Source organism: Ktedonobacter sp. SOSP1-85 (genome assembly GCF_016587415.1).
Lineage (GTDB): Bacteria > Chloroflexota > Ktedonobacteria > Ktedonobacterales > Ktedonobacteraceae > Ktedonobacter.
This window is the reverse complement of sequence record NZ_BNJI01000002.1, coordinates 822,748-847,088: the sequence shown is the minus strand read 5'-3', so window position 1 is coordinate 847,088 and position 24,341 is coordinate 822,748. Positions and strand designations below refer to the sequence as shown.

At 49.6% G+C, this 24,341-nt stretch carries 22 protein-coding genes and 2 pseudogenes; 9 read left to right on the top strand and 15 right to left on the bottom strand.

The annotated features are described in order from the left end of the window. Window positions 1–1,192: 1,192 nt before the first annotated feature. Window positions 1,193–2,320: an RNA-guided endonuclease TnpB family protein gene (locus KTE_RS31910; protein WP_201388714.1), complete on the bottom strand. Its 1,128-nt coding sequence runs from the start codon at window positions 2,318–2,320 to the stop codon at window positions 1,193–1,195. Window positions 2,321–2,372: 52 nt separating this feature from the next. On the opposite strand from KTE_RS31910, the gene KTE_RS31905 reads away from it, so the two are divergent. After that, window positions 2,373–2,585, top strand: a complete 213-nt coding sequence (locus tag KTE_RS31905) for a ribbon-helix-helix domain-containing protein (protein ID WP_307812015.1) — start codon at window positions 2,373–2,375, stop codon at window positions 2,583–2,585. Window positions 2,586–2,703: 118 nt separating this feature from the next. Here KTE_RS31905 and KTE_RS31900 read toward each other — a convergent pair whose 3' ends face one another. Continuing rightward, window positions 2,704–4,521, bottom strand: coding sequence for a hypothetical protein (locus KTE_RS31900; RefSeq protein ID WP_201388710.1), 1,818 nt, complete (start codon window positions 4,519–4,521; stop codon window positions 2,704–2,706). A 633-nt stretch (window positions 4,522–5,154) separates the two neighbouring features. Between KTE_RS31900 and KTE_RS31895 the strand changes: the two genes are divergently transcribed. Both KTE_RS31895 and KTE_RS31890 read left to right on the top strand, forming a co-directional pair. Continuing rightward, window positions 5,155–6,192, top strand: coding sequence for a ParA family protein (locus KTE_RS31895; protein ID WP_201373550.1), 1,038 nt, complete (start codon window positions 5,155–5,157; stop codon window positions 6,190–6,192). Between the two features lie 59 nt (window positions 6,193–6,251). Beyond that, window positions 6,252–7,319 carry a ParB/RepB/Spo0J family partition protein gene (locus KTE_RS31890; protein WP_201388708.1) on the top strand — a complete coding sequence of 356 codons (1,068 nt, stop codon included), beginning with the start codon at window positions 6,252–6,254 and terminating at the stop codon, window positions 7,317–7,319. 80 nt (window positions 7,320–7,399) lie between these two features. Here the strand turns inward: KTE_RS31890 and KTE_RS49900 are convergent. The 4 genes and pseudogenes from KTE_RS49900 to KTE_RS31870 form a co-directional block, all read right to left on the bottom strand. Next, window positions 7,400–7,720, bottom strand: a pseudogene (locus KTE_RS49900) (glycoside hydrolase family 52 protein); the annotation flags it as partial. Window positions 7,721–7,739: 19 nt separating this feature from the next. Beyond that, the gene (locus tag KTE_RS49895) at window positions 7,740–8,156 is read right to left on the bottom strand and encodes a transposase (RefSeq protein ID WP_201388702.1); all 417 of its coding nucleotides are present in this window, start codon (window positions 8,154–8,156) and stop codon (window positions 7,740–7,742) included. Between the two features lie 47 nt (window positions 8,157–8,203). Next, the gene (locus tag KTE_RS48010; protein ID WP_236600755.1) at window positions 8,204–8,347 is read right to left on the bottom strand and encodes a hypothetical protein; all 144 of its coding nucleotides are present in this window, start codon (window positions 8,345–8,347) and stop codon (window positions 8,204–8,206) included. Further along, a pseudogene (locus KTE_RS31870) lies at window positions 8,334–9,379 on the bottom strand (IS701 family transposase). Before KTE_RS31870 ends, KTE_RS48010 begins: the two are co-directional and overlap by 14 nt. A 179-nt stretch (window positions 9,380–9,558) precedes the next feature. Here KTE_RS31870 and KTE_RS31865 point away from each other — a divergent pair. Genes KTE_RS31865 through KTE_RS31855 form a run of 3 tightly spaced genes read left to right on the top strand, consistent with a single transcriptional unit; the run spans window position 9,559 to window position 11,474 of the window. Continuing rightward, a complete protein-coding gene (locus KTE_RS31865) occupies window positions 9,559–9,714 on the top strand; it encodes a hypothetical protein (protein WP_201388700.1) in 156 nt (51 codons plus the stop codon). Next, the gene (locus KTE_RS49890; RefSeq protein WP_374226830.1) at window positions 9,711–10,016 is read left to right on the top strand and encodes a transposase; all 306 of its coding nucleotides are present in this window, start codon (window positions 9,711–9,713) and stop codon (window positions 10,014–10,016) included. Before KTE_RS31865 ends, KTE_RS49890 begins: the two co-directional genes overlap by 4 nt. An 18-nt stretch (window positions 10,017–10,034) precedes the next feature. Further along, on the top strand, window positions 10,035–11,474 hold the full coding sequence (locus KTE_RS31855) for an ISNCY family transposase (RefSeq protein ID WP_201388696.1): 1,440 nt from the start codon (window positions 10,035–10,037) through the stop codon (window positions 11,472–11,474). 237 nt (window positions 11,475–11,711) lie between these two features. Here KTE_RS31855 and KTE_RS31850 read toward each other — a convergent pair whose 3' ends face one another. After that, entirely contained in the window at window positions 11,712–12,293 is a 582-nt protein-coding gene (locus KTE_RS31850) for a hypothetical protein (protein ID WP_201388694.1), read from the bottom strand. 485 nt (window positions 12,294–12,778) lie between these two features. Between KTE_RS31850 and KTE_RS31845 the strand changes: the two genes are divergently transcribed. Continuing rightward, entirely contained in the window at window positions 12,779–13,540 is a 762-nt protein-coding gene (locus tag KTE_RS31845) for a dienelactone hydrolase family protein (protein ID WP_201388692.1), read from the top strand. A gap of 90 nt (window positions 13,541–13,630) precedes the next feature. Here KTE_RS31845 and KTE_RS31840 read toward each other — a convergent pair whose 3' ends face one another. From KTE_RS31840 to KTE_RS31825, 4 genes are all read right to left on the bottom strand, one after another. After that, window positions 13,631–14,692, bottom strand: a complete 1,062-nt coding sequence (locus KTE_RS31840; RefSeq protein WP_201388689.1) for a Stp1/IreP family PP2C-type Ser/Thr phosphatase — start codon at window positions 14,690–14,692, stop codon at window positions 13,631–13,633. Continuing rightward, window positions 14,689–15,069: a PadR family transcriptional regulator gene (locus KTE_RS31835; RefSeq protein ID WP_201388687.1), complete on the bottom strand. Its 381-nt coding sequence runs from the start codon at window positions 15,067–15,069 to the stop codon at window positions 14,689–14,691. Before KTE_RS31835 ends, KTE_RS31840 begins: the two co-directional genes overlap by 4 nt. 306 nt (window positions 15,070–15,375) lie before the next feature. Further along, entirely contained in the window at window positions 15,376–15,906 is a 531-nt protein-coding gene (locus tag KTE_RS31830) for a GNAT family N-acetyltransferase (protein WP_201388684.1), read from the bottom strand. Window positions 15,907–16,049: 143 nt separating this feature from the next. Further along, window positions 16,050–16,877 (bottom strand): LLM class flavin-dependent oxidoreductase, encoded by an 828-nt coding sequence (locus KTE_RS31825; protein ID WP_201388682.1) that lies wholly within the window; start codon window positions 16,875–16,877, stop codon window positions 16,050–16,052. A 311-nt stretch (window positions 16,878–17,188) separates the two neighbouring features. On the opposite strand from KTE_RS31825, the gene KTE_RS31820 reads away from it, so the two are divergent. Beyond that, window positions 17,189–17,752, top strand: coding sequence for an SMI1/KNR4 family protein (locus KTE_RS31820; RefSeq protein WP_201388681.1), 564 nt, complete (start codon window positions 17,189–17,191; stop codon window positions 17,750–17,752). A 12-nt stretch (window positions 17,753–17,764) separates the two neighbouring features. On the opposite strand, the gene KTE_RS31815 is transcribed toward KTE_RS31820, so the two are convergent. From KTE_RS31815 to KTE_RS31805, 3 genes are all read right to left on the bottom strand, one after another. Beyond that, the gene (locus KTE_RS31815; RefSeq protein ID WP_201373533.1) at window positions 17,765–18,766 is read right to left on the bottom strand and encodes an NADPH:quinone reductase; all 1,002 of its coding nucleotides are present in this window, start codon (window positions 18,764–18,766) and stop codon (window positions 17,765–17,767) included. 78 nt (window positions 18,767–18,844) lie between these two features. Continuing rightward, window positions 18,845–19,966: a pentapeptide repeat-containing protein gene (locus tag KTE_RS31810; protein ID WP_201388678.1), complete on the bottom strand. Its 1,122-nt coding sequence runs from the start codon at window positions 19,964–19,966 to the stop codon at window positions 18,845–18,847. 419 nt (window positions 19,967–20,385) lie between these two features. After that, window positions 20,386–21,009 (bottom strand): GNAT family N-acetyltransferase, encoded by a 624-nt coding sequence (locus KTE_RS31805; protein ID WP_201388676.1) that lies wholly within the window; start codon window positions 21,007–21,009, stop codon window positions 20,386–20,388. Window positions 21,010–21,519: 510 nt separating this feature from the next. On the opposite strand from KTE_RS31805, the gene KTE_RS31800 reads away from it, so the two are divergent. Further along, on the top strand, window positions 21,520–23,850 hold the full coding sequence (locus tag KTE_RS31800; RefSeq protein ID WP_201388674.1) for an MBL fold metallo-hydrolase: 2,331 nt from the start codon (window positions 21,520–21,522) through the stop codon (window positions 23,848–23,850). Window positions 23,851–23,895: 45 nt separating this feature from the next. Here the strand turns inward: KTE_RS31800 and KTE_RS31795 are convergent, their stop codons facing one another. Beyond that, window positions 23,896–24,336 (bottom strand): N-acetyltransferase, encoded by a 441-nt coding sequence (locus KTE_RS31795; protein ID WP_201388672.1) that lies wholly within the window; start codon window positions 24,334–24,336, stop codon window positions 23,896–23,898. Window positions 24,337–24,341: the final 5 nt, after the last annotated feature.

Genomic DNA, 24,341 nt, shown 5'->3' with positions numbered 1-24,341 from the left:
CGCTATATACATACATCCCCTCACCTGGCAATTTTTTGCAGCGAATTTTCCGAGGGATGAGCCTGATATGCGCTTTCATCGACCTTGCCCTGGTCTCCCTATGAGTCCCGTTCACTTGACAAAGGGCAGGCTGTGGCATATTCTAAGCATGTAACTGATACTTTCGTATTGGTTATATGTTTAGGGTGTTGGCCAGTTTTCCAGTGGTTGGCAAAAGGATCTGGATAACTGGCACTTTTTTTGCCTCGGAAAATTCCTCCAGTTGTACAACATTAAGATCCTCCATCCACTTTGCTTCATAACAAAGTATCCTCCCCTACTCCGCTTTTGTGTGACAACTGTATTCTTAGTATCAATGGTTCTAGAGCAGAATTCAATACACCTTTTTATTGTCGCACCTATATTTTTTTGGGTGAATTGGCTTCTAGAGCCAACTCACATCTCTGTATTACGCACAATAACGTAGCGGTTTGCGCATGATAACGTAGCCCCCTCTCTCTAGACCTTTAGCCATTTTGGTTAAAAGCCCCTTCAAGGAACTCAAATAGCGGTTTGCGCCTAATAGCGTAGCCCCAAAACGCTAAAAATATCCCGCTGAATAACGTAGCGGGTAGAAAAACTAACAGTGCATGTGCTTATTTGATAGAAGAAAAGATGCGTACATACGAGAGCGCGCCTAATAACGTAGCCTATTCACGCAATCTTTTTGCAATAATAAGGCCTTTACAAGATAAGTAAGAGTAAATTTTGTATAAACTGATGCTTCATCTCTATAGCGAAGCAATGTAAAATCTCTATTTGCTCTGGTAAACTGCCAATTTGGGCAATAAGTGAAGGTTTTAACGAGTAAAATCGAGCTCTATAGGTATGAGTGGTCTGTGTAATTTACCAGTTATTGGCTGATTTTGCTGCTCTTCAGACAAGCGAGCCCGGTATTTTGTCTGTTGATTTTTGCCATCAGGATAGGAGTGGAATTAGCTACGCGCGTGATAACGTAGCGGTATGCGCAAATGTGGATGACGAAGTTTTTAAAATTAAAGATGTGGTGATGAGGATGATGGACTACTTTTGTGTCAGATTATTGTGTTATTGACACTCCCCTGAATAAATCCAGGGGATTCTTCCTTCATCCAGGCAACTTGCTTCCTCCCATCACTGGGAGCCAGTAGAGGTTTTCCTGTCCAGAAGCGTTTCATGCACTCAAAGGTGCATCGGTTCCCGTATGCCCTACGGTACTGAGAGCCTTCTGCAAAATGTTCATCGCGGCGTTGTGGTCTCGATCCAACACGACGCCGCACCCTGTGCAGAGGTGAGTTCGCACACTCAAGCTTTTCTTCACCAGCGTTCCACACGCTGAACAGTTCTGACTGGTGTAGTGTGGCGGGACAGCTGCAACAGGGATATTATGCATTGCCGCATAGTATTTGACCCAGGCCAGAAATTGCCCCCACCCGGCATCGTGTATGCTCTTGGCTAAGTGTCTGTTGCGTACCATGTTGCGGATTTGCACGTCTTCAAAGGCAATCAGGTCGTGAGACGAGACGAGCGTGTTTGCCTGCTTTCTGGCAAAATCTTCACGCTGCCTTTGGACTTGTAAATGGGCTTTGGCGACCGCTTGACGAGCTTTCTTACGGTTCTTACTCTTCTTTTGTTTGCGGGAGAGACGACGTTGCAAGCGTTTGAGGCGTTTTTCTGCCTTGCGATAATGGCGAGGGTTCTCAACGGTATTCCCTTCAGAATCGGTATAGAACGCTTTTAAGCCAACGTCAATCCCGACCTGTTTGCCTGTGGGAGTATGCTCTCTCCTTCGCTGTGCCTGAAGACAAAATTGGGCATAATAGCCGTCTGCACACCGGATGAGACGAACACGCATGAGAGCAGGAATGGGGCGAGTTGCCAGATCACGACTCCCGATTAAACGCAGCCTGCCAATGCCACAGCCATCGGTAAAGGTGATATGCTTGCCATCAGGGTCCAGCTTCCAGCCCGTTTGTTTGTACTCCACAGAGCGGTTATCATGCTGAAAGCGAGGATAGCCCTTCTTCCCTGGTTTCTTCTGTTTGCAGTTGTCATAGAAGCGCGCAATGGCAGACCATGCCCGATCCGCACTGGCTTGACGAGCCTGAGAATTGAGGGAAAAGACAAAGGGGTGTTCTTTGGCAAGAACAGCGCAATAACATTGCAAATCATTCTTGTTTGCGTGGTCATCCATCCAAAGACGCAAGCATTTATTACGAATAAATTGCACGATGCGAATAGCCTCATCAATAGCTGCGTATTGTGCTTGGGTGCCATCACACTTATATTCGTAGATAAGCATTACGCCCTTGCTCCTTTCCCCTTGCTGTGTTATAGTATACATCAAAATTACGATGTATACAAGAGGGGAAAGAATGAAACGCACAAACATTTATCTCAATGAAAAGCAGCACCAAAAATTGCATGAGCAAGCTGAGAAAGAGGGTGTCCCTGTTGCCGAATTAGTACGACGTGCGGTTGATGCTTTTCTCATGTGGTACGATCCTACATATCATCCTACACCACCCACACCCCAAACAAGGAAGAGCCATTCATCCCCGGCATAAATGACTGGGGCTTTCTGGCTCGTTTACTGTAAGGAAACTTCTTTACTCAAAAGTTTGGGAGTATAGTCGCACTCCCTGACAATAAACCGAATTGTGCAGAGAGTGCAACATCTAGGGGTCAATTTGCCTCAGGCAAATAGTGGTTTTGGAGTGCCGAGGTCGCGGCTATCCTAATACGATATTGTAGCCATGTTGGTAACCACTTGCGTTTAGGCAGAGGAGGATTATCCGATACATAAATCCATTCTGATACTAATAAATCAGCTTGTAAGCGATCCATGGCTTTTTCGAAGCGTTTACGCGTTCGATCTGGATCACGTTGATTTACTGGAAGGCTTAATTCCTCTATAATTTTTCCCACCTCACGTTCAATGATGACTCCTCCCTTGGTCGAATTGATACGCATGTGGAAAGTGAAGTAGCGTGCCAGGCGTTTCTCCCACGTTTCGTGATAAGGATCATAGCTGAGCACCTGTTGTAAAAGCCAGGCAACCTGTCGGTTCGCCCCTTGCAGAAATGGTTCCACCCAGCTACCTACCTGGTAGCGCCAAGCAATTGCTATACTATTTTGTGGTTGTTCCATGGGAGGTTTGCCGTTAATCTGCTGTAATTCATGTTGACGAATAATGTCAGTTACATTAATTAAGCGGCTTTCACGGGTATAAAGATATGTTTTTGGCTCTTTCTTTGAACGCGATTTACGCCCTGAATGCTCACGATCATCCTCAATCCACTGTTCGACACGTATCCAGGTATTGCTCATACGACTCATGCAAGCTGCCACATCTGCAAGATCCTCCTGACGATGACCTGCACGCCGTAGCTTCCCGTTTTCACGCTTCATAATGGGTGAAATTCCCCGATAATCGAGGATAAGTTTTCCCGTAATCCATACACCGTCTTTTTCATCGTGAGGTGCCGCAATAGCCTGGGCCAGCATCGCAATTAGCACATCCCCATCGATGTCAGAGAGCTGGCGTACCTGAGACCAGAGTGACTGAATAGTCGCATTATCGAGTTGAGTACTGGGATCGCTAGGACGGAACTCAACATGTGTAGTTCCATTTTCTTTGTTGTAGACAAATGTAGGGACACTTTTAATAGTATCCCAATCTTCTGCTCCAGCCTGGGCGTTACTATAAGCTGCGAGAACAGCCTGTACTGGCTGAGGAGCAGGAATGATCGTGCCCTTGCCGACCACATATGGGGTCTCAGGCAATGTTCGAATAAGAGATGTCGTTGAAGTGCGAGGTGAGAGGCCTTGATAGCTTTTCCAGTAAAGCTCTGCAAGTTTTTGCGCCAACTGGTGTAATTTCAAATAGCGTTCCTGGCGGACGGCCACCTGATAAGATTTGAGCAGGCGTGTCTTAAAGCGCTTGTGGCTACGACTAGTACGAGCATCTACCTCAAGCTGCGTAATTTCTCGAAGCATTTGCTGCTGAATAGCTAGCCCCTCCTCGCCAAGAAACTGGAGGCGATATGGATGCCAGCCACCAGCGCTTGGATCGGCGACCAGGGCAACCTCTCCAAATTGGACGGACGCAAGGGTGTCGCCTACCAGTAGCGGCATTGAAGGGGCGTCTGCGATATCTGCCACAGAAGGCGAAATAGAGGAGGAAGCAGTTGCGCCTCGTAGATGCTCAGGCAGATAAAAGGCCAGAACAACCGGGGTAGTACTGGCATAGACCATATCTTCTTGCTGGACCCAGGCTTCAACAGTATCATCTGCATCTTTTTTGAGATAGCGGATTTCGGCTAACTGGCCAAGGAGTGTTAAAAAGAGGGTGTGTTGTTGTTCTGGATCAACGGGAACCCATTTATCAGTGCGTAGCTGTTCAGCATCCTCTTCGACCGGGACGATAGGAGGATGCCAGTACCAGATTTCCTGATGTGTATCGGGATCGGTGCCCCATATCGTCCACATACCTGTTATCACATTAAAGCTCCTTCGCTAGTAGGGAGAAATCTTCTATATATTTGGTTCTTTACCTATCTTACGAGAGGTCTAGTTGCCACTCCCCTCAGTGCTCAAAAAATAAATAGGATCAAGCTCCTTTTTATCCTACACATGGAAACAGTTATATTTACTCTTAAGATTACCAGATTATTTTCTTTTTCTGGATAATCCTTTAGCTTTTCAATTGGAGTACTATCTAGGCATCGTTAGGGAGAGCTATCAGCAACTGAGATTATACCGTTATGATATGTAATAGAAACAAGCGTAACTTATTTTGATAGTGTTAAGCTGGCTCAAGCTACTGGTCGCATAGGTTGCGCAAAACAGAAAAATGATGTTATTGTTTTGTCTCTCTATATCATATAATACCATTTTTCCTGAGGAAAATCTTGTCTTTAAGATTGTTTACTATATACGCGAAAAGTACTGACCGACTGACTGAACCACTATTTCTTGTTCCAATTTGCTTCTTAATTACTAAGAACTTGTAATTTCGCTATGCAGTGAGGAAAATCCTCCTAAAAAGTTGTTACACAATGGTTTCGCGAAACCATTGTGTAACAACTTTTTAGGATTGGCTTTAAAAAAGTGGTTTAAGCATTGCAAGTCAAAATGGCTAATGGTATGATGGGACTGACAAAATTGGAGGTGGTGGAGATGACGAGGAAGAAGAGAAAAAAGGTCGGTAAGGCTTTTGGTTTTGAGATTGGCTTACGCAGTGGGAAGGATGCACGTATGAATGATCAGAGGCAGACGGAAGCAATTGTTTTAGCTGCTGTAAACGAAAAGGGAGGAGTTACTAAGACTACCTCAACGGCAAATCTAGCTGTGATGCTTTCCCGACTTGGTTTTCGTGTTCTGGCAATAGATAGTGATCCTCAGGGACATTTAACGTTTACTTTTGGCTATGAGCGTAACACACTAGAACATACTTTATATGATGTACTTCTAGGTAAGGTTGCGTTAAAAGATATTATCCTCCCTACGTGTATTGATTCGGAGTCACTTGCATTTTTTGATCCCGGGACAAATCAAGCGCGTGGTGAGGTTGTGCATGGCCCAGATTTGATTCCTATCAATATGCGTGCAAGTGCCGCTGATGGAGAACTACGAGGCAAGCTCACCTGGCCAGTACTTCTGCGACGAGCTTTAGCTCCTGTAGCCAGTCAATATGACTACATCTTGATTGACACTAATCCTTCGCTTGGAGTTTTGACGGTTAATGCACTGTGTGCGTCACAGGTCCTTTTCATACCCCTGATTCCAGAGGTGTTATCTGTCCAGGGATTGGGAGATTTGCTCCAGGTGGTTCACCAGGTGAAGGACGATTCGCTTAATCCTAACCTGGTTATTGCAGGTGTCGTTTTCACAAAGGTGCAAAAATACAAAGGTCACCAGGAAATCATAGATACCCTACGAGGGGACCTTTCAAAGGAATTAGGTATTTCTTGTTTTGATTCATACTTGCGCCAGAGCGCTGTTTTTACTAACGCGGCGAACAGGCGCTCTGTTGTTGTAATCAGTGATCCATATAGTGAACATGCTAAGGATTATTGGCGTCTGCTGGAAGAACTCCTCCGGTCTGTAGGTGGACCAGCTCGCGAACCCGTTGAGCGGGTCGTACAGGCCATTCATGCAGACACATTGTAATTACACTGTTCAATCGAGCTTTCTCTGCTATTGAAACCGTTAAACGCTAGGAGGAACGTGTGCCAGGGAGATCTAAAAAATCAGCCTTAGATGTAGGTTACCTCAGGACAGCAACCGCCAATGGCCTTGCTTCAAGCATTTTTACTTCCAAGGTTCAGGAAGAAGAGCAGCGCTTGCTTCACGAAAAGCAGCCCCAACAAATCGATATCGATTTGTTGTTTGATAATCCTTTTCAGCCGCGTGTAGCCATGGAGGAAGAGAGCCTGCAGCAGCTTTCAGAGACTATTGCTAGCCACGGCTTCCAGGGCGTGTTGGTTGCGCGCCCTCACCCTCAACGTCCTGGCACTTATCAATTAACTGCTGGCCATCGACGGCGCGAAGCCGCTAAGCGAGCGGGCCTCAAGAAACTGCCGGTTATTGTTCATTCATGGTCTGATCAAGATATGGCTACTCTGGCCGCGACAGAGAATATTCAGCGCGAAGATCTCTCACCTTTGGAAGAGGGCAAGCTTTTCTTGATTATGATTGACCAGATGGGACTGACTCAGGTAGAGGTTGCAAGCGCGATTAAGAAAGATCGTGGTTATGTACGCAACCGTCTGCGCCTGGCAAAAGCACCGGCAGATATCCAGGCTTTTGTCGAGATGAAGACAGATAGTATGCGTGCTGTCATCTACCTGCTTGATATTGAAGATGTCACAGAGCGTGCTCAGATTATTGCGCAGCTGCTTAATAGAAAGCTGACGACTGAAGACCTTCCCGGATATATTGAAGAACTCAAGCGTCGAAAACGTGAAGGTCTGCTGGCTGAGGATGAGAGTGCTACAAGTGCCAATGTAAATGCTGTACTGGCAAGTGAAATAAGCGTCTCTGCTGAACAGAGTTCAGTATCGGCTTCTGCCAGAGAGCGCCTCAGTGAAAGTGATCAAGGTGAACCTTCTAAGGTTACCAACATGTCTCAAGAGCGTGTGCGTAAGACAAAGCTTAAGACGATTCTGCGCTACCTGAGCGACTACCAGAGGTTAATGTCCGCCAGAAGTGATGATGAAGAAATCTTTGAAGAAGAGCACGATCTCTTGCTACAAATTCAGGATATGGTGCAGCAAATAGTCAGCTCTGTGAAGTAACTTTTCTTGAAGCAACTTAAAAAGGAGCAGACATACGCATTCCGCGTATGTCTGCTCCTTTTTAAGTTGCTTCAAGCAAGCATTTCTGATGCTGAGTAGTGGGGAGGAGAGAAGACGTTGGCGACCCCCATATCATGGGTGAAACTAATGCCGCCAGAATGCTCAGTGAAGTCATCTGGAAAATATATAGTATCCTCATAGCTATAACGTATCGCATAGAAATCAAGCACATTCTTTACTGTCCATGGGCTAAAGCGTATTTCTTAAAAAAGTTGATCAACCGTCAGATCAAAGGTATTTATGATGTGATATTCACCCTCATTGACTACCCATAGTGGTTGTTCCTGGTAATCCAGCAGTTGCATACTACCATAGTAGCTATGAATCGCATGGGCTAGTACTACAGTGACAGTTAAAGGTTCAAGCTGACGAGGAAACGGGGACCTCGTGGGCCTGCAAGACGTGCAAGATTTGCGTCCAGAGGCCCGCTTTACACCAACGTTGATAGCGACTCGCCATAGTGGACCAGGGTCCAAAGCGTTCGGGCAACTCACGCCAGGACGAGCCAGTGCGCACGACCCACAGCATGCCCTCTATCACCAGACGATGATCAGTGGCTGGTCGGCCTGTGGGAGGCTTCTGCCCGCGCAGAAGCGGACGAAGTTGCTCCCTTTGGGCATCCGTGAGAGTTGGCAAATCGGGCAATCGGATCGCCTCGGGAAGCAGGGAAGGAGCCAGAGGCGCCTGACACGCGCGGCGTTGTATATGGTACGCTCTGGCTTTGGCCTGATGTCCCCGACGGAAGCGTGACCACCAAAGTCGCCGTCCGCGTCGCACCTCTGGCTCCCGCAGAATGTGGATCAACCGGCGTAGTACAGAAACACTTAGCCGGAGAGCTGCCCAGTCTGTTCCACTTTTTTTTCCTGCTCATTGGCTTGAGCCCGCACCACCAGGATGGCGTGAGCCAAGAGCGCGAGGGTGACAAAACGATACCAGGCCCGAAAACAGCGCACTTTATACTGATCCAATCCGACTTCTCCCTTGGCTTCTTCCAAGCCTCTTCGATTTTCCAGCGACTGCCAGCCACCCGCACGAGATCAGGAAGCGTTGTGGGAGCGGGGCCGCCACGCGATAGTATGCTCGCTTACTCGGGTCTGCCAAACTGCGGCGGATCAAGATCCAGCGCCTGCGCTCGTTGCCTCTCTCAGTTTGCTCTGGCAACTGCAGCCAAGCCCTCTCATAGAGGCGCGGGCCCTTGCTTTCCTCTCCCGCCGAGAGCACTACCCATGCCTCCTGTGGTAACAGTAAGGCCAGTAGCCCGATGGGTTGTTGGCGTCCAGCCACCCACACGACATACGTTTCTGGGACTGCCATCACGTAGTTCTTCTGCTGGCAGTCCAGCCAGAGACACAATTCATCATATCCGTAGACGGTATCTCCCACCACCCACTCGGCTGGCACACCTGCAGCAAACGCCCGCGAGAGCATCTGTCTGGCGAGCGCTCCTTTCGTGGCAAAGCTGACCTCGTCGGGAATATCCGCTTCTCGGCAACGGACGCGATCGCTCGTCCATTCTTCTGGCAAATAGAGGGCTCGATCTACAAACGCCGCGCCTTTGGCGCTGGCATAGAGCAGAAAGACGCCGATCTGGCTGTTCTCCCGCCGCCCGGTAGTCCCACTGTACTGCCGAGAGACCCTGCGGATTTCTTTCCTTTTTTGAGAAAGCCCGTTTTATCGACAACCAGAATCCCTCCGTTGTCTCCCACGTGCTCGATCACATACGCTCGCAGATCATCGCAGACCACCTCCTCATCCCAGTCCGCCTCTCCTAATAGCCGCTGTACCGCACGCGGACCTTGCTCGCCCAGTTCTTCAGCCATCTGCCACCCATTCTTACTTTCCACCGGGGCCAGTAGAGCCTGGAGGAAGCGACCTGCCCGTAGGCGTGCCTCAGCATGACGAAAGCGCGGTCCGATGCGTGCCTGGACCTGATCCAATTCTGCTGCTGCCCACTGCAACAGTTCTTCTTCCGTGTTTTCTCCGTTACCTTGTTCTTCCATGGTTCTCTGCTTCTCCTCTTGGAAGCAGTCTATAACGGTTTCCCACTAACTGTCACTGTAGTACTAGTATCCGGTGCAAAACAGGCTGTTGAGACGACTCAGGATCAGGAATGTGAAGTGAAATTGGTGGTAAAATACATAAATGAGGTGGAAAACAAGCTCTAGAGGAGGGAAAGGGTATGCTCATTACACGTGCTCCCTTCGATGAGGAGCTCGCTCAGGCACCTGAGGAGGTCACGAGGAGCGACGTTCTGTTCAAACGATTGGATGGGTTGCTCGACGATGAGGACCTGCTGGACACGTCCGAGCGGACCTGGCACGACGCTATCGGTTGACCAGCCAGCACGGACGTCACTCCACGCCTGTGGAAGTGATCCTGAGATTGTTTGTCCTCAAACAGTTCTTCAATTGGGGCTTTGAGCAAACGGAAAAGCAGGTTCGCGAGAGCCCACTGTTGCAGTGGTTTTGTCGGATTCCAGACTCGCGAGTCCCAGACAATACCACCCTTCTTCGTTGGGTACAACTCATCCAGCCTGAAACAAGGCAGGAGATCACTGAACGTGTGGTCAGAGTCTTCACGCAATCCAAGGGAGGCCGCAAGACGCAGACGAAGAGGAAGACTCCCAAGGAAGGATAAGTACAGGAGGTAGGCACGATGCTGATTGAGAGGTATGCCGAAGAAGATGTGTTTGCTCGGGTTCCTCAGGTGGCAGCTCAGACCGATCCCGTGCTCAGACAGCTGGATAGACTCCTCGACGACGATAGGCTCTTCAGCCAAGTAAAAGCGGATCTGGCGCGGCGGCATCCCCGAACGCTCGGGTGTGGTCGTCACTCGACGCCGGTGGAAGTCATCGTGCGCCTGCTCATCGTCAAACACCTCTATCAATGGAGCTTCCAGGAAACCGAGGACCGGGTCAATGATAGCTTGGTGCTATGCTGGTTCTCTCGCGTCTACTTTGAGCATGTTCCCGATGATACCACCTTGATTCGTTGGGCACACTTCATCCGTCCTGACACCATGCATGCGCTCAACGATCGAGTGGTTGAGCTTGCCGCTCAAGCAAAGGTGATCAAAGGGAGGAAACTGCGTCTGGATGGCACCTGTGTGCAGACCAACATCCATCATCCAACTGATAGCGGCCTCCTGGTCGATAGCGTCCGGGTGCTTTCCCGCTTCGTCGCGCGAGCTAAACCCCTGGTGGAAGGCACACTCGCTAAAACGGCAGAGGTCTGCCGCTCGCGAGTACGAAGTGCGCGTCAGGTAGCCCAAAAGCTCCATCGACTCGTGCGAAGAGCAGAGGCGGGGAAACAGCAGCAGGAACGGCAAGCTGACCAACTGAGAACCCTCTATCAGCAGTTGATCACCACAACGGAGCAGATGGTGCGGCAAGCCAAGCAGGTGAGAACGCACTTGATCCACCAGGCTGAGAAGCAGGCAGAGCGCCTGCTGGCTGAGGTTCAGCCCCTTCTCCCTCTGGTCGAACGTGTCATCATCCAGGCACGCACCAGGGTCTTGGAAGGCAAGCAGGCGGCCTCTCACGACAAAGTGCTCAGCCTGTTCGAACCTCACACGCGTCTCATTCCGCGCCACAAAGGTGCTGCACCTGTAGAGTTTGGCCGACAGGTCGTGCTCGACGAGGTGGAGGGAGGAATCGTGACCCGGTTCCAGATCCTGGAGTCACCGCATGAGCATGGACAAGGGCTCCAGGCGTTGGATCACCATCATCGTCTCTTTGATCATCCCCCAAGGATGCTCACTGGAGATCGTGGGGTTCATTCCGCGAACACCGAGATACAAGCTCTCACGGCAGGAGTCGAGGTGGTGGCCATCCCAGCAGTAGGGAAGGTTTCACCTCTGCGGCAAGCGGTAGAACGGACGCGGCGCTGGAAGCGAGCCTATCGATGGCGTGCGGGCATCGAGGGCAGAATTGCCAGCTTGCGACGCGATTATGGATTGTGTACATGTGCCTATCACGGGCAGGAAGGGATGCAACGGTGGATTGGCTTCGCAATCATTGCCAGTAATCTGCGCCATATTGCCCAAGCGCAAGTCACCAAAGCCGCGAAGAAGCAGGCAGCCCTAAGGAGAGCATGATCCATCCATGAGACAGAAAAGCAACCTATCACTTCAAAAACCGATAGGTTGCTACTAAGCTGCTTTTCAAGCCAACTTGTGCGTTTCGCACCGGATACTAGTACTAGAGCGTGTTTGCAAACTCATAACCAAAGGGGAATGTGCAGATGTGCCAAACAATGAACCGCATCCTTTATCATCATCACGAACCACAGGATCCATGGACGTTGCGGTCAAAATGCATCGTGTTTTCGCCGATTATGCTCCCAGATGAAGAAAATCACGTTGCTCTGGTGGATGCTCTGGCAGAATGAGCTCATGATGCGTCATCACCTGCGCAACCTTTTCTGTATCGTGAAGGATAGTTTCGTAGATCTTTTTGTAGTAGTCTTTGCGCTCGATTACCTGGCTCGCGGCCTCGCTTCCAAAGAGTTCGATCAGGCCCATATATTCCAGATAGTTCACCTCAATATGCAGATAATTCGACTGCCCATCCCTGCACCCATCTGGAAAACCGACCGGCAAATCAGGATGCATCTGACGAAATATCCCCATTGCTTTATATGCGTCTTCCGCTTTTTCAACAAGCAGGACAAACCAGTGGATCTGCTCATGAATATACTTCGCAAGCAATGCCTGAGGATCGTCAGGAGGATAGGGTGTATTGAGTGTGAGCACGGGATGGCTGTGCGGGATAGCCCTTTCATCAATCTGTATGTGCTCGGTATACAAACATTTATCCAGAGCATACTGCTCAAACAATCGCGCTAACTGGTCCTTCGTCTGCTGTTCGCGTTGGTTCATGATACCCGACGCGATTTCCGGGATACGGGATTGCATCTCATTTCTTCTCCTTAGTACTCAAGGCCAATCCATTTCTGTCCCAAGTATATTCAGAAGAGACACAGCAATGCAAGCAAAAGCGCAGAGCCAGTCTGTTCGACGATTCGTGTCAAGTTGTTCGAGGATTGGTGTTTACCGCCAAGTAATAAAGATTACAGCCGGGTTGTCAATTTTGCCCGCAATGGTTTCACGAAACCATTGCGGGCAAAATTGACAACCCGGCTGGCTTATCTCCGGCGAAAATGTATGTTTAAAGCGTGTTTATCTTGCCTGGCGCTTCATAATGTAGTTGTATTTGAAGTAACCTATGGGAGATAATATAAATATCATCTCCCGGTTATCAGACTGGCCTATACAGTCGGTGCAACACAAGAGACGTTACTTTTTCCATTTACTTATACGTGAGGAAAAAGTCGAGATGCTGTTTTTCTAGCAGAAAAACATCTCTTGATTGTGTCTTAGTTAAGAAGGAGAATCTATAAATGTGTTATGACGATAATGCGCGTCCACCTATTCCTGATGGCGAACGTGGGGCTGCTCATGGTGATGATGTAGTTTTAAACTCTGCGGATGGCACCCGTTTTATGGCCTACTTTGCGCGTCCCGAGAAGCCAGGCAAGGGCCAGGTTATCATCTATCCTGACGTGCGAGGCCTACATCAGTTTTACAAAGAGCTGGCGCTACGTTTCGCGGAGGTTGGCATTTCGGCCATCGTTATCGACTATTTCGGTCGTACTGCTGGCATATCTTCACGCGACGAGTCGTTCGAGTTTATGCCTCATGTGCAGCAGGTAAAATTGGATACCTTTTTCCAGGATGTGCAGGCTGGATTAAACTATCTGCGCGAGAATGCTGATGCGCAGGGCGCAACCTTCCCAGTTGGCTTTTGCATGGGTGGAGCGCTCTCGCTGCAGTCTGCCACTCGTTCCGAATTCGGTTTTAAGGGCGTTATCGCCTTTTACGCAGGCCTTAAGAGGGCCTTTGGTGGCGGCGCTACCGCCCTGGAGCAGGCCGATAAAATTGTGTATCCAGTGCTAGGTCTCTTTGGTGGGGCTGATCAGGGGATTCCCGTTAGCGATGTGCGCGAGCTGGAGGCGAAGCTACAGCAGAAGGGCATCGAGGAAAAGATTCTGGTGTACGAGGGCGCTCCCCATAGCTTCTTTGATCGCCGTGCCAGCGATTACGCCGAGGCTTCATCAGATGCCTGGAGACAGATGTTAAACTTTATCGCCAGCTATAGCTAAATTGCGTTATAGCTAACCTACAAAGCAAAAGGAGCGTCTAACTCATCTTATTTGAGTTAGACGCTCCTTTTGCTTTAGCGTTACGAATAATTAGGCTGCAAGTGAGATGTGCACCACAACTGCGGTGATATTATCAGGTCCGCCTTGCTCATTTGCTCGCGCGATCAGACGTTGTGTGCTCTCCTCGGGGCTATACTGTTGCACAATACTGCGCAGGTCATCTTCGCCGATAAGAGCGTGTAGCCCGTCGGTACAGAGAATCAGGATATCACCATCCTGGGCGGGCTCGGATGTTGTGTAAACCTCTACATCGGCTTGAGTACCCAGGCAGCGCGTGATGACATTGCGCTTATCATGATTTTTTGCCTCTTCGGGCGTTAATTTTCCCAGGAGTACCTGTTCCGCGACCCAGGAATGATCTTGCGCAAGTTGGAGCAAGCTATTACCACGGACAATGTAAGCCAGGCTGTCGCCAACGTTGGCAATGTAGATGAAGTTGTCTTTGAGGACCGCCGCCACACAGGTCGTTCCCATTCCGTTCTTCCGAGCTTCTTGCTCTTCATTACCCAACTGCTCATCGTTGTGACGACATATCTCATGATTGGCGACTTCAATTGCATGACACAACGCTACCTGTGGATCCTCACTGGTATCCTGATAATATATCTCATGTATATACTTCACTGCGAGGTTGCTGGCAACCTCTCCCTTCATATGTCCACCCATACCATCGGCGACAACGAAAAGTGCTCCTTTATGAGCCATAATATTCGGATCTTCTGGCACAATAGAGATCATCGTATCTTCATTTACTGCACGTTTGCGTCCAATATCGGTAAGTGAGCCAACATTGAGGCTGATGGATGCGGACGCTAGCGCGTGGCGTTGTTCCAGACCAAGCAGGCGTTTGCAACGCACTATCAGAGAATGCATATGTTCTGATCCAGCACTCGCTATAGTGTCGTAAAAAATGGAACTCCAGAAGCGCGCTAGACTACCCTTGTAGCGTAGCTCATCCCTATAACAGTCGAGAAAGACCTGGCACATATGCCGACCATACTCTTGTCTGAACTGGCGTGGGTAGAGGTAGAGGAGCGCACTGTAGAGGCTCTCTCCGATGCGAGAAGGAGGTCTGGCTGGCGTTATGTTCATAAGATTCCTCCTGCTATACCTGGATTTGGAAGTAGCTGTTTGATGTGTGCTACACGAACAAGCTGCTCAAGTCGATATGCCTCAGCCTGGGCAGCACGACGCCCCATATCCGTTAGCCGATAATAACGTCGACGCTCATCATCCATATCTGGATCGGGCCGCTCTCCCGACTCTACAATCAACCCGTCTGCGAGCATGCGCTTGATCGAGCCATAAAGGGTACCAGGACCCATACGCATTTGCCCATCGGTTCGTGTCGCGACCTCTTGCATGATACTATAGCCGTGGCGTTCTTTGTCCGCCAGCGCCAGCAGAATGTGAAAGACGGCTGGCGTGAGAGGTAACATTTCCTCTGGACTTTTTTGCGAGTGTTTCATGAAACCATCCATCCGCTTCTATCTGACCGCTTATAAACCCACTACTAATATGCCTACTTTTACTATATCATTCTTTGATGTATCTGTAATGGATATATAACATGGTTTTATGAACATGTCAAGGGGGTATTTACTTCTCTGCTGAAAATAATTTTTTAAGCAGCAGAGAAACATCAGTGGGTCGCATGCGATTTTACTAGTGCGTTTTCTCAATTACATAACAAAATAACGTGAGTGTTCAAATACTCACGTTATCAACTCGAAAAGGTCCTTTGGCAAAACGTATTACATTAGGAGATCGATGGTTCAAACAGGTTTGATGCGATCAGTCTCAAATTCCTCTTCAATTTGAAATCCGAGTTTCTGGTAGATATGCTGGGCTGCATCATTGCCAACGGTTACAAAGAGCACGAGCTCTTTCTCACCTTGAGCTAATAACGCGTTGATACTCTTTTTGAGCAGAAAGGTTGCTATCCCTTTCCCTTTGGCATCGGGTTGAGTCATGAGAAAAGATAGCAGTGGCTGTTTCTTTCCTGTCCGGTCATTTGTCCAATCTGTCAGCACTGACGCAGCCAGTATACGTTCCTGCTCCTCAATGAGAAAAGAGCATGTTGTCAGTACAGGGCCATATTTCCCTGCAAATGTCCCCTCTATTTCTTTCTGGGCTTCGTTCGATGTCTCGCCTTCATCATCGATGGTGTTGCGATAGGCTTCATACAATAACTTCCCAAGAAGTTGAGCATCGTGCTGTGAAATAGGACGAGCACTCAAGGTTGAAGCCTCTTGTTGCTCTGTGAGTGCCAGGCGCATCATCCAACGTTTCAGCCTTTGCGACATACTTTCTTTGTTTCTCCGTTTCTCGATAGATACATGAAATTATCAATGGCTCTTAAGTATATCTTGGAATAGGATGTCTTTCCAATGAGATGGAAAATAGGCAGGAGTTGCGATGCGCGTCAAATGGGCGAAAGGATGATAATCTAGGCGAGGTGTGGCGGGCCCTGTTGGATGCGCGTGCGTATCTCTTCAATGTTTGATGCGGACCAGCGTGATTCTAGCCACCAGGTCGCGCCAGCCTCGGCCCAGGGACGCACAATAGTTGCCGCCTGCTCTGTGTCATCTCCAGGTGTCTCTCCTTCCCAGATAATATCAAAAGGGGTTGTCTGCTTTCGCTGACTGATGATATGCTCACACATAGCGCGTATATCTTCTGGTGTTACTGGACCATCTTGCTCCATTTTCGTTGGGAGCAGGCCATCATAACGCATGGCGCGATTTATTGATTTTGCGCGCGGCCATGCCCCGACAACCCAGATGGGAATGCGTGGCTGCTGAACTGGCCCTGGACGGAAAGTCATCTCTTCGAGGTGATAATGTTTACCTTGGTAGCTGAAAGGCTGAGCACTCCATAGGCCAGTGATAATATCCAGGCTTTCGTCAAGCAGTTCTGCGCGCCCCTTGCGATCTGTTACTTCCCCAACCTTGCCGAATCCTTTGTCGTCGATTGCTCCCAAGCCGATTGGTAAAACAAGACGTCCCTGTGAGAGGTGATCAAGGGTAACCGTTTCGCGTGCGACTTTCCAGGGACGACGACGCGAGAGGGGAGTAATAATGGCTCCCAGGCGCACACTCTTTGTACGCATGGCCATTGCTGCCATCACAATCCAGGGATCATACATCTCTGCCATTGACTCGATACAGATACCGTCCCAGTAAAACATGCCGTCCCAACCAGCCTCTTCTCCTAATTGAGCCAGTTCCGCGATGGTCTGTACATCTCCAATGGGAATGACGAAGCCGTAATGCATAGGGTATACTCCTTTACTGATATCTTTCTGATTCTTCGAAGAGTATACCGGGCCATTGATGTCATCTCCTGTCATATTCCCGAGAGATACTGTCCTTCAGCTTCACTGTCTCTGTATTTCCTATAGACGTACTTTGCCCTATATGTCTGGGGATATGGTTCTCTAAGGGCAGTAGCTTAGGGCCTGTAAAGAAGCCTTTTGAGATTCGTAGTGTGTGGTAGGCTTATAGTTATGGCAAACCAAAGTGGAGAAACAAGGAGGCGATTTCAAACGAGAGCGAGGCTATCATTACGGAGGACGACATGTACACTATGCAAACAATCTGGAATCGTATCGAAGGGTGGCTTAAAATCTATGCTCCGGAAGCTCTAGACAATTTACTTCCGGGAGTTGATGACGATGATATCCAAGAAATTGAAGTGGAACTAGGATACCAGTTTCCTGAAGACGTCCGGGCCTCTCTGCGTATTCACAATGGCACTATTGACCGTTTCGCTGATATCTGGGGACTTCTCAACGTTGATGACATCTTAAGGCAACAACAGGTGCAGCTTAAAGTGTTGCGCTCGCTGCAGGAAGGCGTGGTCTGGTGGTGGTATCCACATTTGCTTCCCCTGGCTTCTGATGGTGCAGGGGATCTTTTATGCGTCGATGTCGCTCCAGAGCTAAAAGAACGAGTAGGGCAGATTATTCAATTCGACCATGAAACAGGAAGCCACTGGGTTGCTCCTAGTTTTCAAGCCTTGTTATCCGCTTTTGTTGACCATCTTGAGTCCGGGAAATATGCCCTAGACGCATTTGGCAACTTAAAAAGCAAGGAGTTTCTATTTGATCGGCCCCAACTTCCGCCTGGCTCGAAGTCAAAGTACTATTGATTGAGGGAGAAGTTAATCCCAGTCAGGCGAGAGAACAATCTTGCCGGAGAGCGATTGTGTTTCATATATCCTGTGTGCGGCGGCTGCCTGTGAGAGCGGGAGTTTGAGCGCGGTTCTGCCCTTGAGTACGCCCCTACCTAGCCAATAGTCAATCTGTGAGGCACAGGTGTGCAACTCATCAATTGTGGCGTCTGTCACGGTAAAACCATAGAGCGTACAGTTTTTCATATAGAACGGACCCACCATGAGGGTGGTCTGGTGCAGGGGGCCAGACATAAAGATGATGCGTCCACGCTGTGCAATAGCGTTGAGCGCGCATTCTATATCCGGCTGGGGCGTAGCATCCCAGTATACATTGACGCCTTGAGGCGCGAAACGTTTGAGCGCCAGGTTCACATTTTGCGTCTTGTAGTTGATAACCAGGTCAGCTCCCAACTCTTCGCACCAGCGTGCCTTCTGTTCATTACCTGATGTGACAATTATTTGCGCCCCCATGGCACGGGCCAGTTGAATAATCGCGGTTCCTACCGAGCCATCTCCGCCATTGACGAAGATGCACTCTTTATCACGTATCTGGGCTTTGTTAAAGAGGCCAATGATGGCGGTAAGTCCTGAGTGTAGCACTGTAACGGATTCATGGAGGTCAACATTAGGTGGTAGGTGATAGAGCAGGCATTCATGGATACTGACGTACTCGGCAAAGGTTCCCTGGCGACCATCATAGCCCTGGTTATTGGCCCAGACGCGCTCGCCGGGATGAAAGAGCGAGACCTCTTCTCCCACTTCCACAACTATACCTGTCACGTCACGCCCGATAATAAAGGGCTGTGGGAGTGGTGTCTGAAAAACTCCTCCTCGAATATAAATATCGACTGTGTTGACCGTTACGGCGGCGACTTTGACAAGAATGTCGCGCGGCCCTGGTGTAGGGATAGGGAGATCACCATAAATGATCTTATCAGCACCTCCAGGTCGGTCAATATATGCCGCCTTCATTGTCTTCTGGCTTGCCATGCGCTATTCCTTCCCATTCACTCTATTAGTTGCTGTACAGATAGTCACTCTCTTTTTTTTATTGTACACGGATCGATTTTACTTTATTTCTTGTTGCATTGAACCTACCTCATCTATATGCTCTTCAGTTGATATGATTTGTGGCCCTTCTATCTCTGTCTGTGAAGAGGCTTCTATCTGGATAATGTCCAATACCTGTGAACTCCCTGGCTGTATTTGTGTGTATGCGCCTCGCTTACGGAAGTCTTCCATTTGTTCACTGGTGATGCCTCGCACGTCGATGAGCTGCGTTTTCACAAGGATTGCTTCGCTGAGGTTTGCATTCTCGAGATTAGCACCTTTAAGATTGGCGCCTGTGAGATCTGCGCCTAGAAGGGTGGCCCCTGACAGATTGGCCTCTATCAGGTTGCCCCAGCGTAATCTTGCATAGTCAAGGCGCGCCTTGTTGAGCTGTGTGCGCCATAGGTTCGCTCCCGTTAAATCGGCTTCAAGGAGGCTTGCGCGGTAGAGGTTGGCCTCGACGAGATTGACCCAGTGGAGGTTGGCTTCGTCCAGGCGGGCCCGGCTCAAGTCTGCACGCCATAGGTTAGTATCTTCCAGATTAGCCTTGCCCAGGTTTGCCGACCTCATCCAGGCTTTCTCCAGATTGGCTTCAGACAAATCGGCACGCTTAAGGTTGGCCTCGATGAGGTTTACCAGGATCAGCATGACCTGCTTTAAATGTGCCGAAGAGAGATCAGTACCACTGAGGTCAAGACCACGCATATCGCGATTCAAAATTCGGCTTGCGAGATTTACATCTCCCAGAAAACGCAAGACGCTCGCTCTCCGGGCTGGATCAAGCATGCGTAACACTGTGACTGTACGTGCATGAGCAATGGCCATGGCCTGGGAATTCGTTTTTAATTGTTTATCTAGCAATAGCTCTGACATGCGATCAAAATAGGTCTGTAGCGCCGCTTCACGCTGATTGTCCAATGCGAGTTCGTGTTCCTGAGCCTCTTTCTGGCGCGCCTCCTCACGCTCACTCTGATTGTGTACGTGAGTGTATATTGTCCCGGCCAGCGCGACCACGAAAGGAACAATTAAGATACTAAGCCAGTCCCAGAGCTTCTTATCCGCTACGCCAATCCAATCCCAGCGATAGATGTATCCCATGATTATGCAGAGGGTGGTTGCTAGCAATACCAGAATAAACACAGCTCCATACCACGTGCTCTGGTGACTAAACATTGCTTTTATCCGGTTACTAAGTTCTTCAACCCATAAACGCATTATTGGAGTAAGCCCCCGTATTTGTTATTTTGCAATTCTTATCTTTGCTCTCTACTAAAAAGACGCTAGTTGCATAAAGCTCCTAAAAATGGATATAACTGCCGAGATAATAGTCATGTTAAGCACTCTTGAGGGAAATGGCATGACCGACTTCTCTTCTCGATTCTGGAAGATGAATGGCAGCAGATACAGATTGTAAAATAAGATGGGCTATAAGGCTAAATCAATCTGTAGTTACGACATTTTCCAGTGCTCAGAGGAAAATGCCGTAATTTTTCCTGTTGTTAGAAGTGACAAATTGAGAAGATGAGAAGGAACTTTCATCTTTGCTCTGAATCTGCTTGTCAGCGCAGTTCATCAGGTACTAGTATCTGGCCGAGAACAGGACTGACAAACTCTGTGGACAGGCATTCCATATAAACTATGTCCCAGAACTTGCCGTTCATGAACTTGGCTTGATGGCGACGGCCGATTTCTTGGAAGCCAGCCTTTTTATAAGCTCCCTGCCCGGCGCGATTATATTCCCAGGTTTCAAGCATAATATTGTGTAGACCCAGGCCAGTGAAAGCGTAATCAAGCATCAAGCGAACGGTCTCAGTACCATAGCCACGCCCGCGATACGCGGTCTCACCAATCTCGACGCCGAAATCGGCAGTGCGGTCGCGATAATTGATGTTACATAAGTCTGTTCTACCGATAGGTTGCAATGTGTCACGGTCATAAATGGTGAAGTAGGCGACTTTACGCTGGCGTTCTGCCGCGACGTCAGCCTCATAGGTGGCCTGAATTTCTTCAAATGTGGAGGGACGAGGAATGTGCAGCGTGCGCAACACCTCGAAATCGTTGATCCAGCGCTGGTAAAGTGGGATGAGCTCACGACGGATGGGTCCGAGCGCAACTTTTTCTCCGACAATGCTGAAAATTGGCTTCTCCTGCATGTGAGTCTGGTATTCTTTCGTATTTTCCATGCTATTGTTCCTAAAGACCTCACTTTCATAACTGTATGTAGAGGTGATTAAATAGAGGCGGAACACTATATTAGTAGCACATATAAGCAAACAGGCGCAAATATAAGAGCACTGAACCTGAGGGGAACAGATCAAGTACAAGACTAAAGAATAAAAAGTATCAAGGTCCCTTTTATGATGTTGCTAGGTTTCTTATAGTACTGGTAAGTGGATTTTTGCCTACAGGCGTGTAATATTATGGCTGAAAGGATGGATAAAGAGAATGTCGCAGACGGCGCGGAGAACTTCTATTTACCTTACAGCTTTATGAAGCGGCCTACAAAGGGCTATGGACCAGGTATGATACGCTACTTCTAGCACGATATCTATTTGCCCAATGGGATGAGAAGCGTTATACTGCTCTAGCGGGATAGAAGTGTGGATAGCAAGTATATGCGTATCCAGGTTGCCTGATCGTATATGGGTTACCTGTGGGGAATTATGCCAGTTGTATAGAAGTGGAGATCGTTTGTGGAGCTTACATTTTTAGGTGGTGCCTCGGAGGTTGGCGCGTCCTGCACGCTTCTTCAGGTAGCGGGCCGTACGCTGTTGATTGATGGAGGGATGCGCCCCGCGGCTCGCGAAGGACAATCTCGCCTTCCTGATCTCTCCTTGTTAGATAAGCAGTCGCCTGAAGCGCTTATTATCACACACGCCCACATCGATCACACTGGTGCTCTGCCCCTTATTGCCTCGCTCTTGCCGCATATCCCCATTTATGCCACTGAAAGTACACGTGTCCTGACCGAGGTGCTGCTTCGCGACTCTGTGCGTATTATGGAGCAGGAGCACCTACGCCCAGATGGTGAAACTCCACTCTACAATGCCGAGCAGGTTGATGCCTTTCTGGGGCGTATTCAGGTAATGGGTTTTCGCCAACCTTTCGCGCCTCTTGCAGATTCTCCTGGCATCACAGTACAGTTTATTCCAGCTGGCCATATTCTGGGCGCAGCCATGCTTTTCTTTGAGACCCCTGAGGGCACCCTCTTTCATACCGGTGATATCTCGTTGACCGATCAGCGTACCATCAAGGGTCTGGATATCAATGCGCTGCCCAGGGCCGATGTGATGATTACCGAGGGGACCTATGGCAATCGTTCTCACTCCAGTCGCAAGGAGGAGGAGCAGAAGTTGGCGGCAACTGTGCAGGCTGTGCTGGCGCGAGGAGGCCGCATTCTCTGTCCCGCCTTCGCCGTGGGGCGCGCGCAAGAGATCATTTTGATTCTGAAGGCCTATCGTGCCAGTGGCAAGATATCGCCTGTTCCCATTTATCTGGATGGCATGGTGCGCTCGGTCTGTGACGTGTACCAGCAGCAGTCTCATGACCTGCAACCAACCCTCCAGCGCCACCTGATCAATGGGCGGCGCCCGCTCTTCGCGGATCCTCAATTGCATGTCTTTTCCGTGCGTTCATTTGAGCGCCAGGACCTCGTACAGCATACTAAACCCAAGATGGTTATCAGTAGTTCGGGTATGCTTTCTGGCGGTGCCTCCCCGTTATATGCGCTGGACATTGCCGCGCGCGAGCAAGATTGCTTGCTCTTTACCGGTTACCAGGATGAGGAGAGTCCTGGCTACGCGCTACTCAACGCGAAGCAGGGCGACCGTATTCGTATTGGTGAGCAGTTTGTGACGCTTAATTGCCAGGTCGCGCGCTACAATCTCTCTGGTCACGCGGACGCCAACCAGATTCAGGTTGTCGTCAGTAAAATACAGCCTGCGCGTCTCATATTAGTCCACGGCGACAGCGAGGCGCTAGAGGCACTTTCACAGCGTTTCAAGCATCTCTCCGTCGCTATTCCTCATGTTGGCACTACCCTTTCTATTGCACCCACTGCGAAGGTGCTGGCATCTTCTGACACCTCGCAAAGAGCCATGTATGCAGACGCCTTGTTGCCAGATGCCACACCTCTTCTCGCGGAAGGTGATCCTGTCCAGGACATACCTTCCCCAACGCTACAGGCGCTATGGGAGAAGGCTCATACTCATGGACCGCTCCGCCCCTGGACCTCCGTGGAGCTAGGCCAGCACTATTATGGCCCAGACTATCGCCCAGCGCTTCGCCCTCTCATTGAGCAGGTGTTACGTGATGCCACCACACATTTCAAACTGGGTCGCCTGGGCGCGCAGACAACCTATCAGCCCCGCGCCTCTGAAGCCATACAGCGCCTCACGCCTCTTGTCGATCTTGTTCCAGGTGAAGTTGTACTTGTCCAGGGACAGAACGCCAGCCCACAAATCGCGCTTGTGTTGAGCGCGCCCCAGGACGGCACGCTTTCGCTCGTTGCGGACCAGTGGAAGCAGGCCCAGAGACCCCTCAACGTCATCCAACTGTTACCAGGCGTAAGCCGCCCAGAATGGCTCACCCTGGCGCCAGGCGAGATAAAGCAGCAGCTTCAGGCCTGGCGTAAGCAGCTCGAAACCTGCTGGGTCGATTTGTTCACCTGCTGGGAGCGTGCTCAGGGCCAGCCCTTTACCTATGCTCAGCTCTGTACACAGGTCGCAGATGAAGACGAGCGGCTAGCCTGGGGCCTGGAGCTATTGGCGCATGGCCGCGAACTATTCAACCGCGAAGGAGAGAGCTGGCTTCCTCTGGAGAGCGAGCAAATAGAGAAGAATCCTGGCTTTTCTCAGCATCTCGCGCTCATTCGCGCCGGTGTGGGCGCTGTGGTCATGGTCAACGATCAGCCAGCTATCTTGACTGGCAAAAGCTCATGGCGCCTCTTCGAGATCCAGTGGCAGGCCGGGCCCACAGCGGGCCAACACCATAAAGTACGTTCAGCAAATATCCGATTCAAATAATAATTGCATAAATAGAGTATATGCGTACGTAGAGTAGCACTTTCTCTAAAGCACCTTTACCATCGTATAGTAATTTGTGCCCGGAGGATAATCCTCTACCACGCCGACGACTTTGTAGCCATGACGCTCATAGAAGGTGCGGCCCTGGAACTCGAAGGTAGTTAATAAGACTTTGCTCGCCCCATGTTCCCTGCCTAAGTTTTCAACCTGCGCCAGGATTGAACTGCCGAGGCCCTGGCCGCGAAGCGTATCCGGCAGCCAGAAATCACTAAGCTCCAGCCAGTTCCAGTAGATTTCGGCTGTAATGCCGCCTTGCCATTGACCATCTTTATCTACAACCATGATGTGCACTGGTTTTACTGCTCCTTCAGCCCTGGCCTGTTTATGCGCCGGCGATTGCTGGTTATTAAATTCTCTGATCTGTTCATGTAGGTAGGCTGCAAATGCTGGATTTGGCTCAGACAAGACCTTAATCTGATGGTCCATTGTGT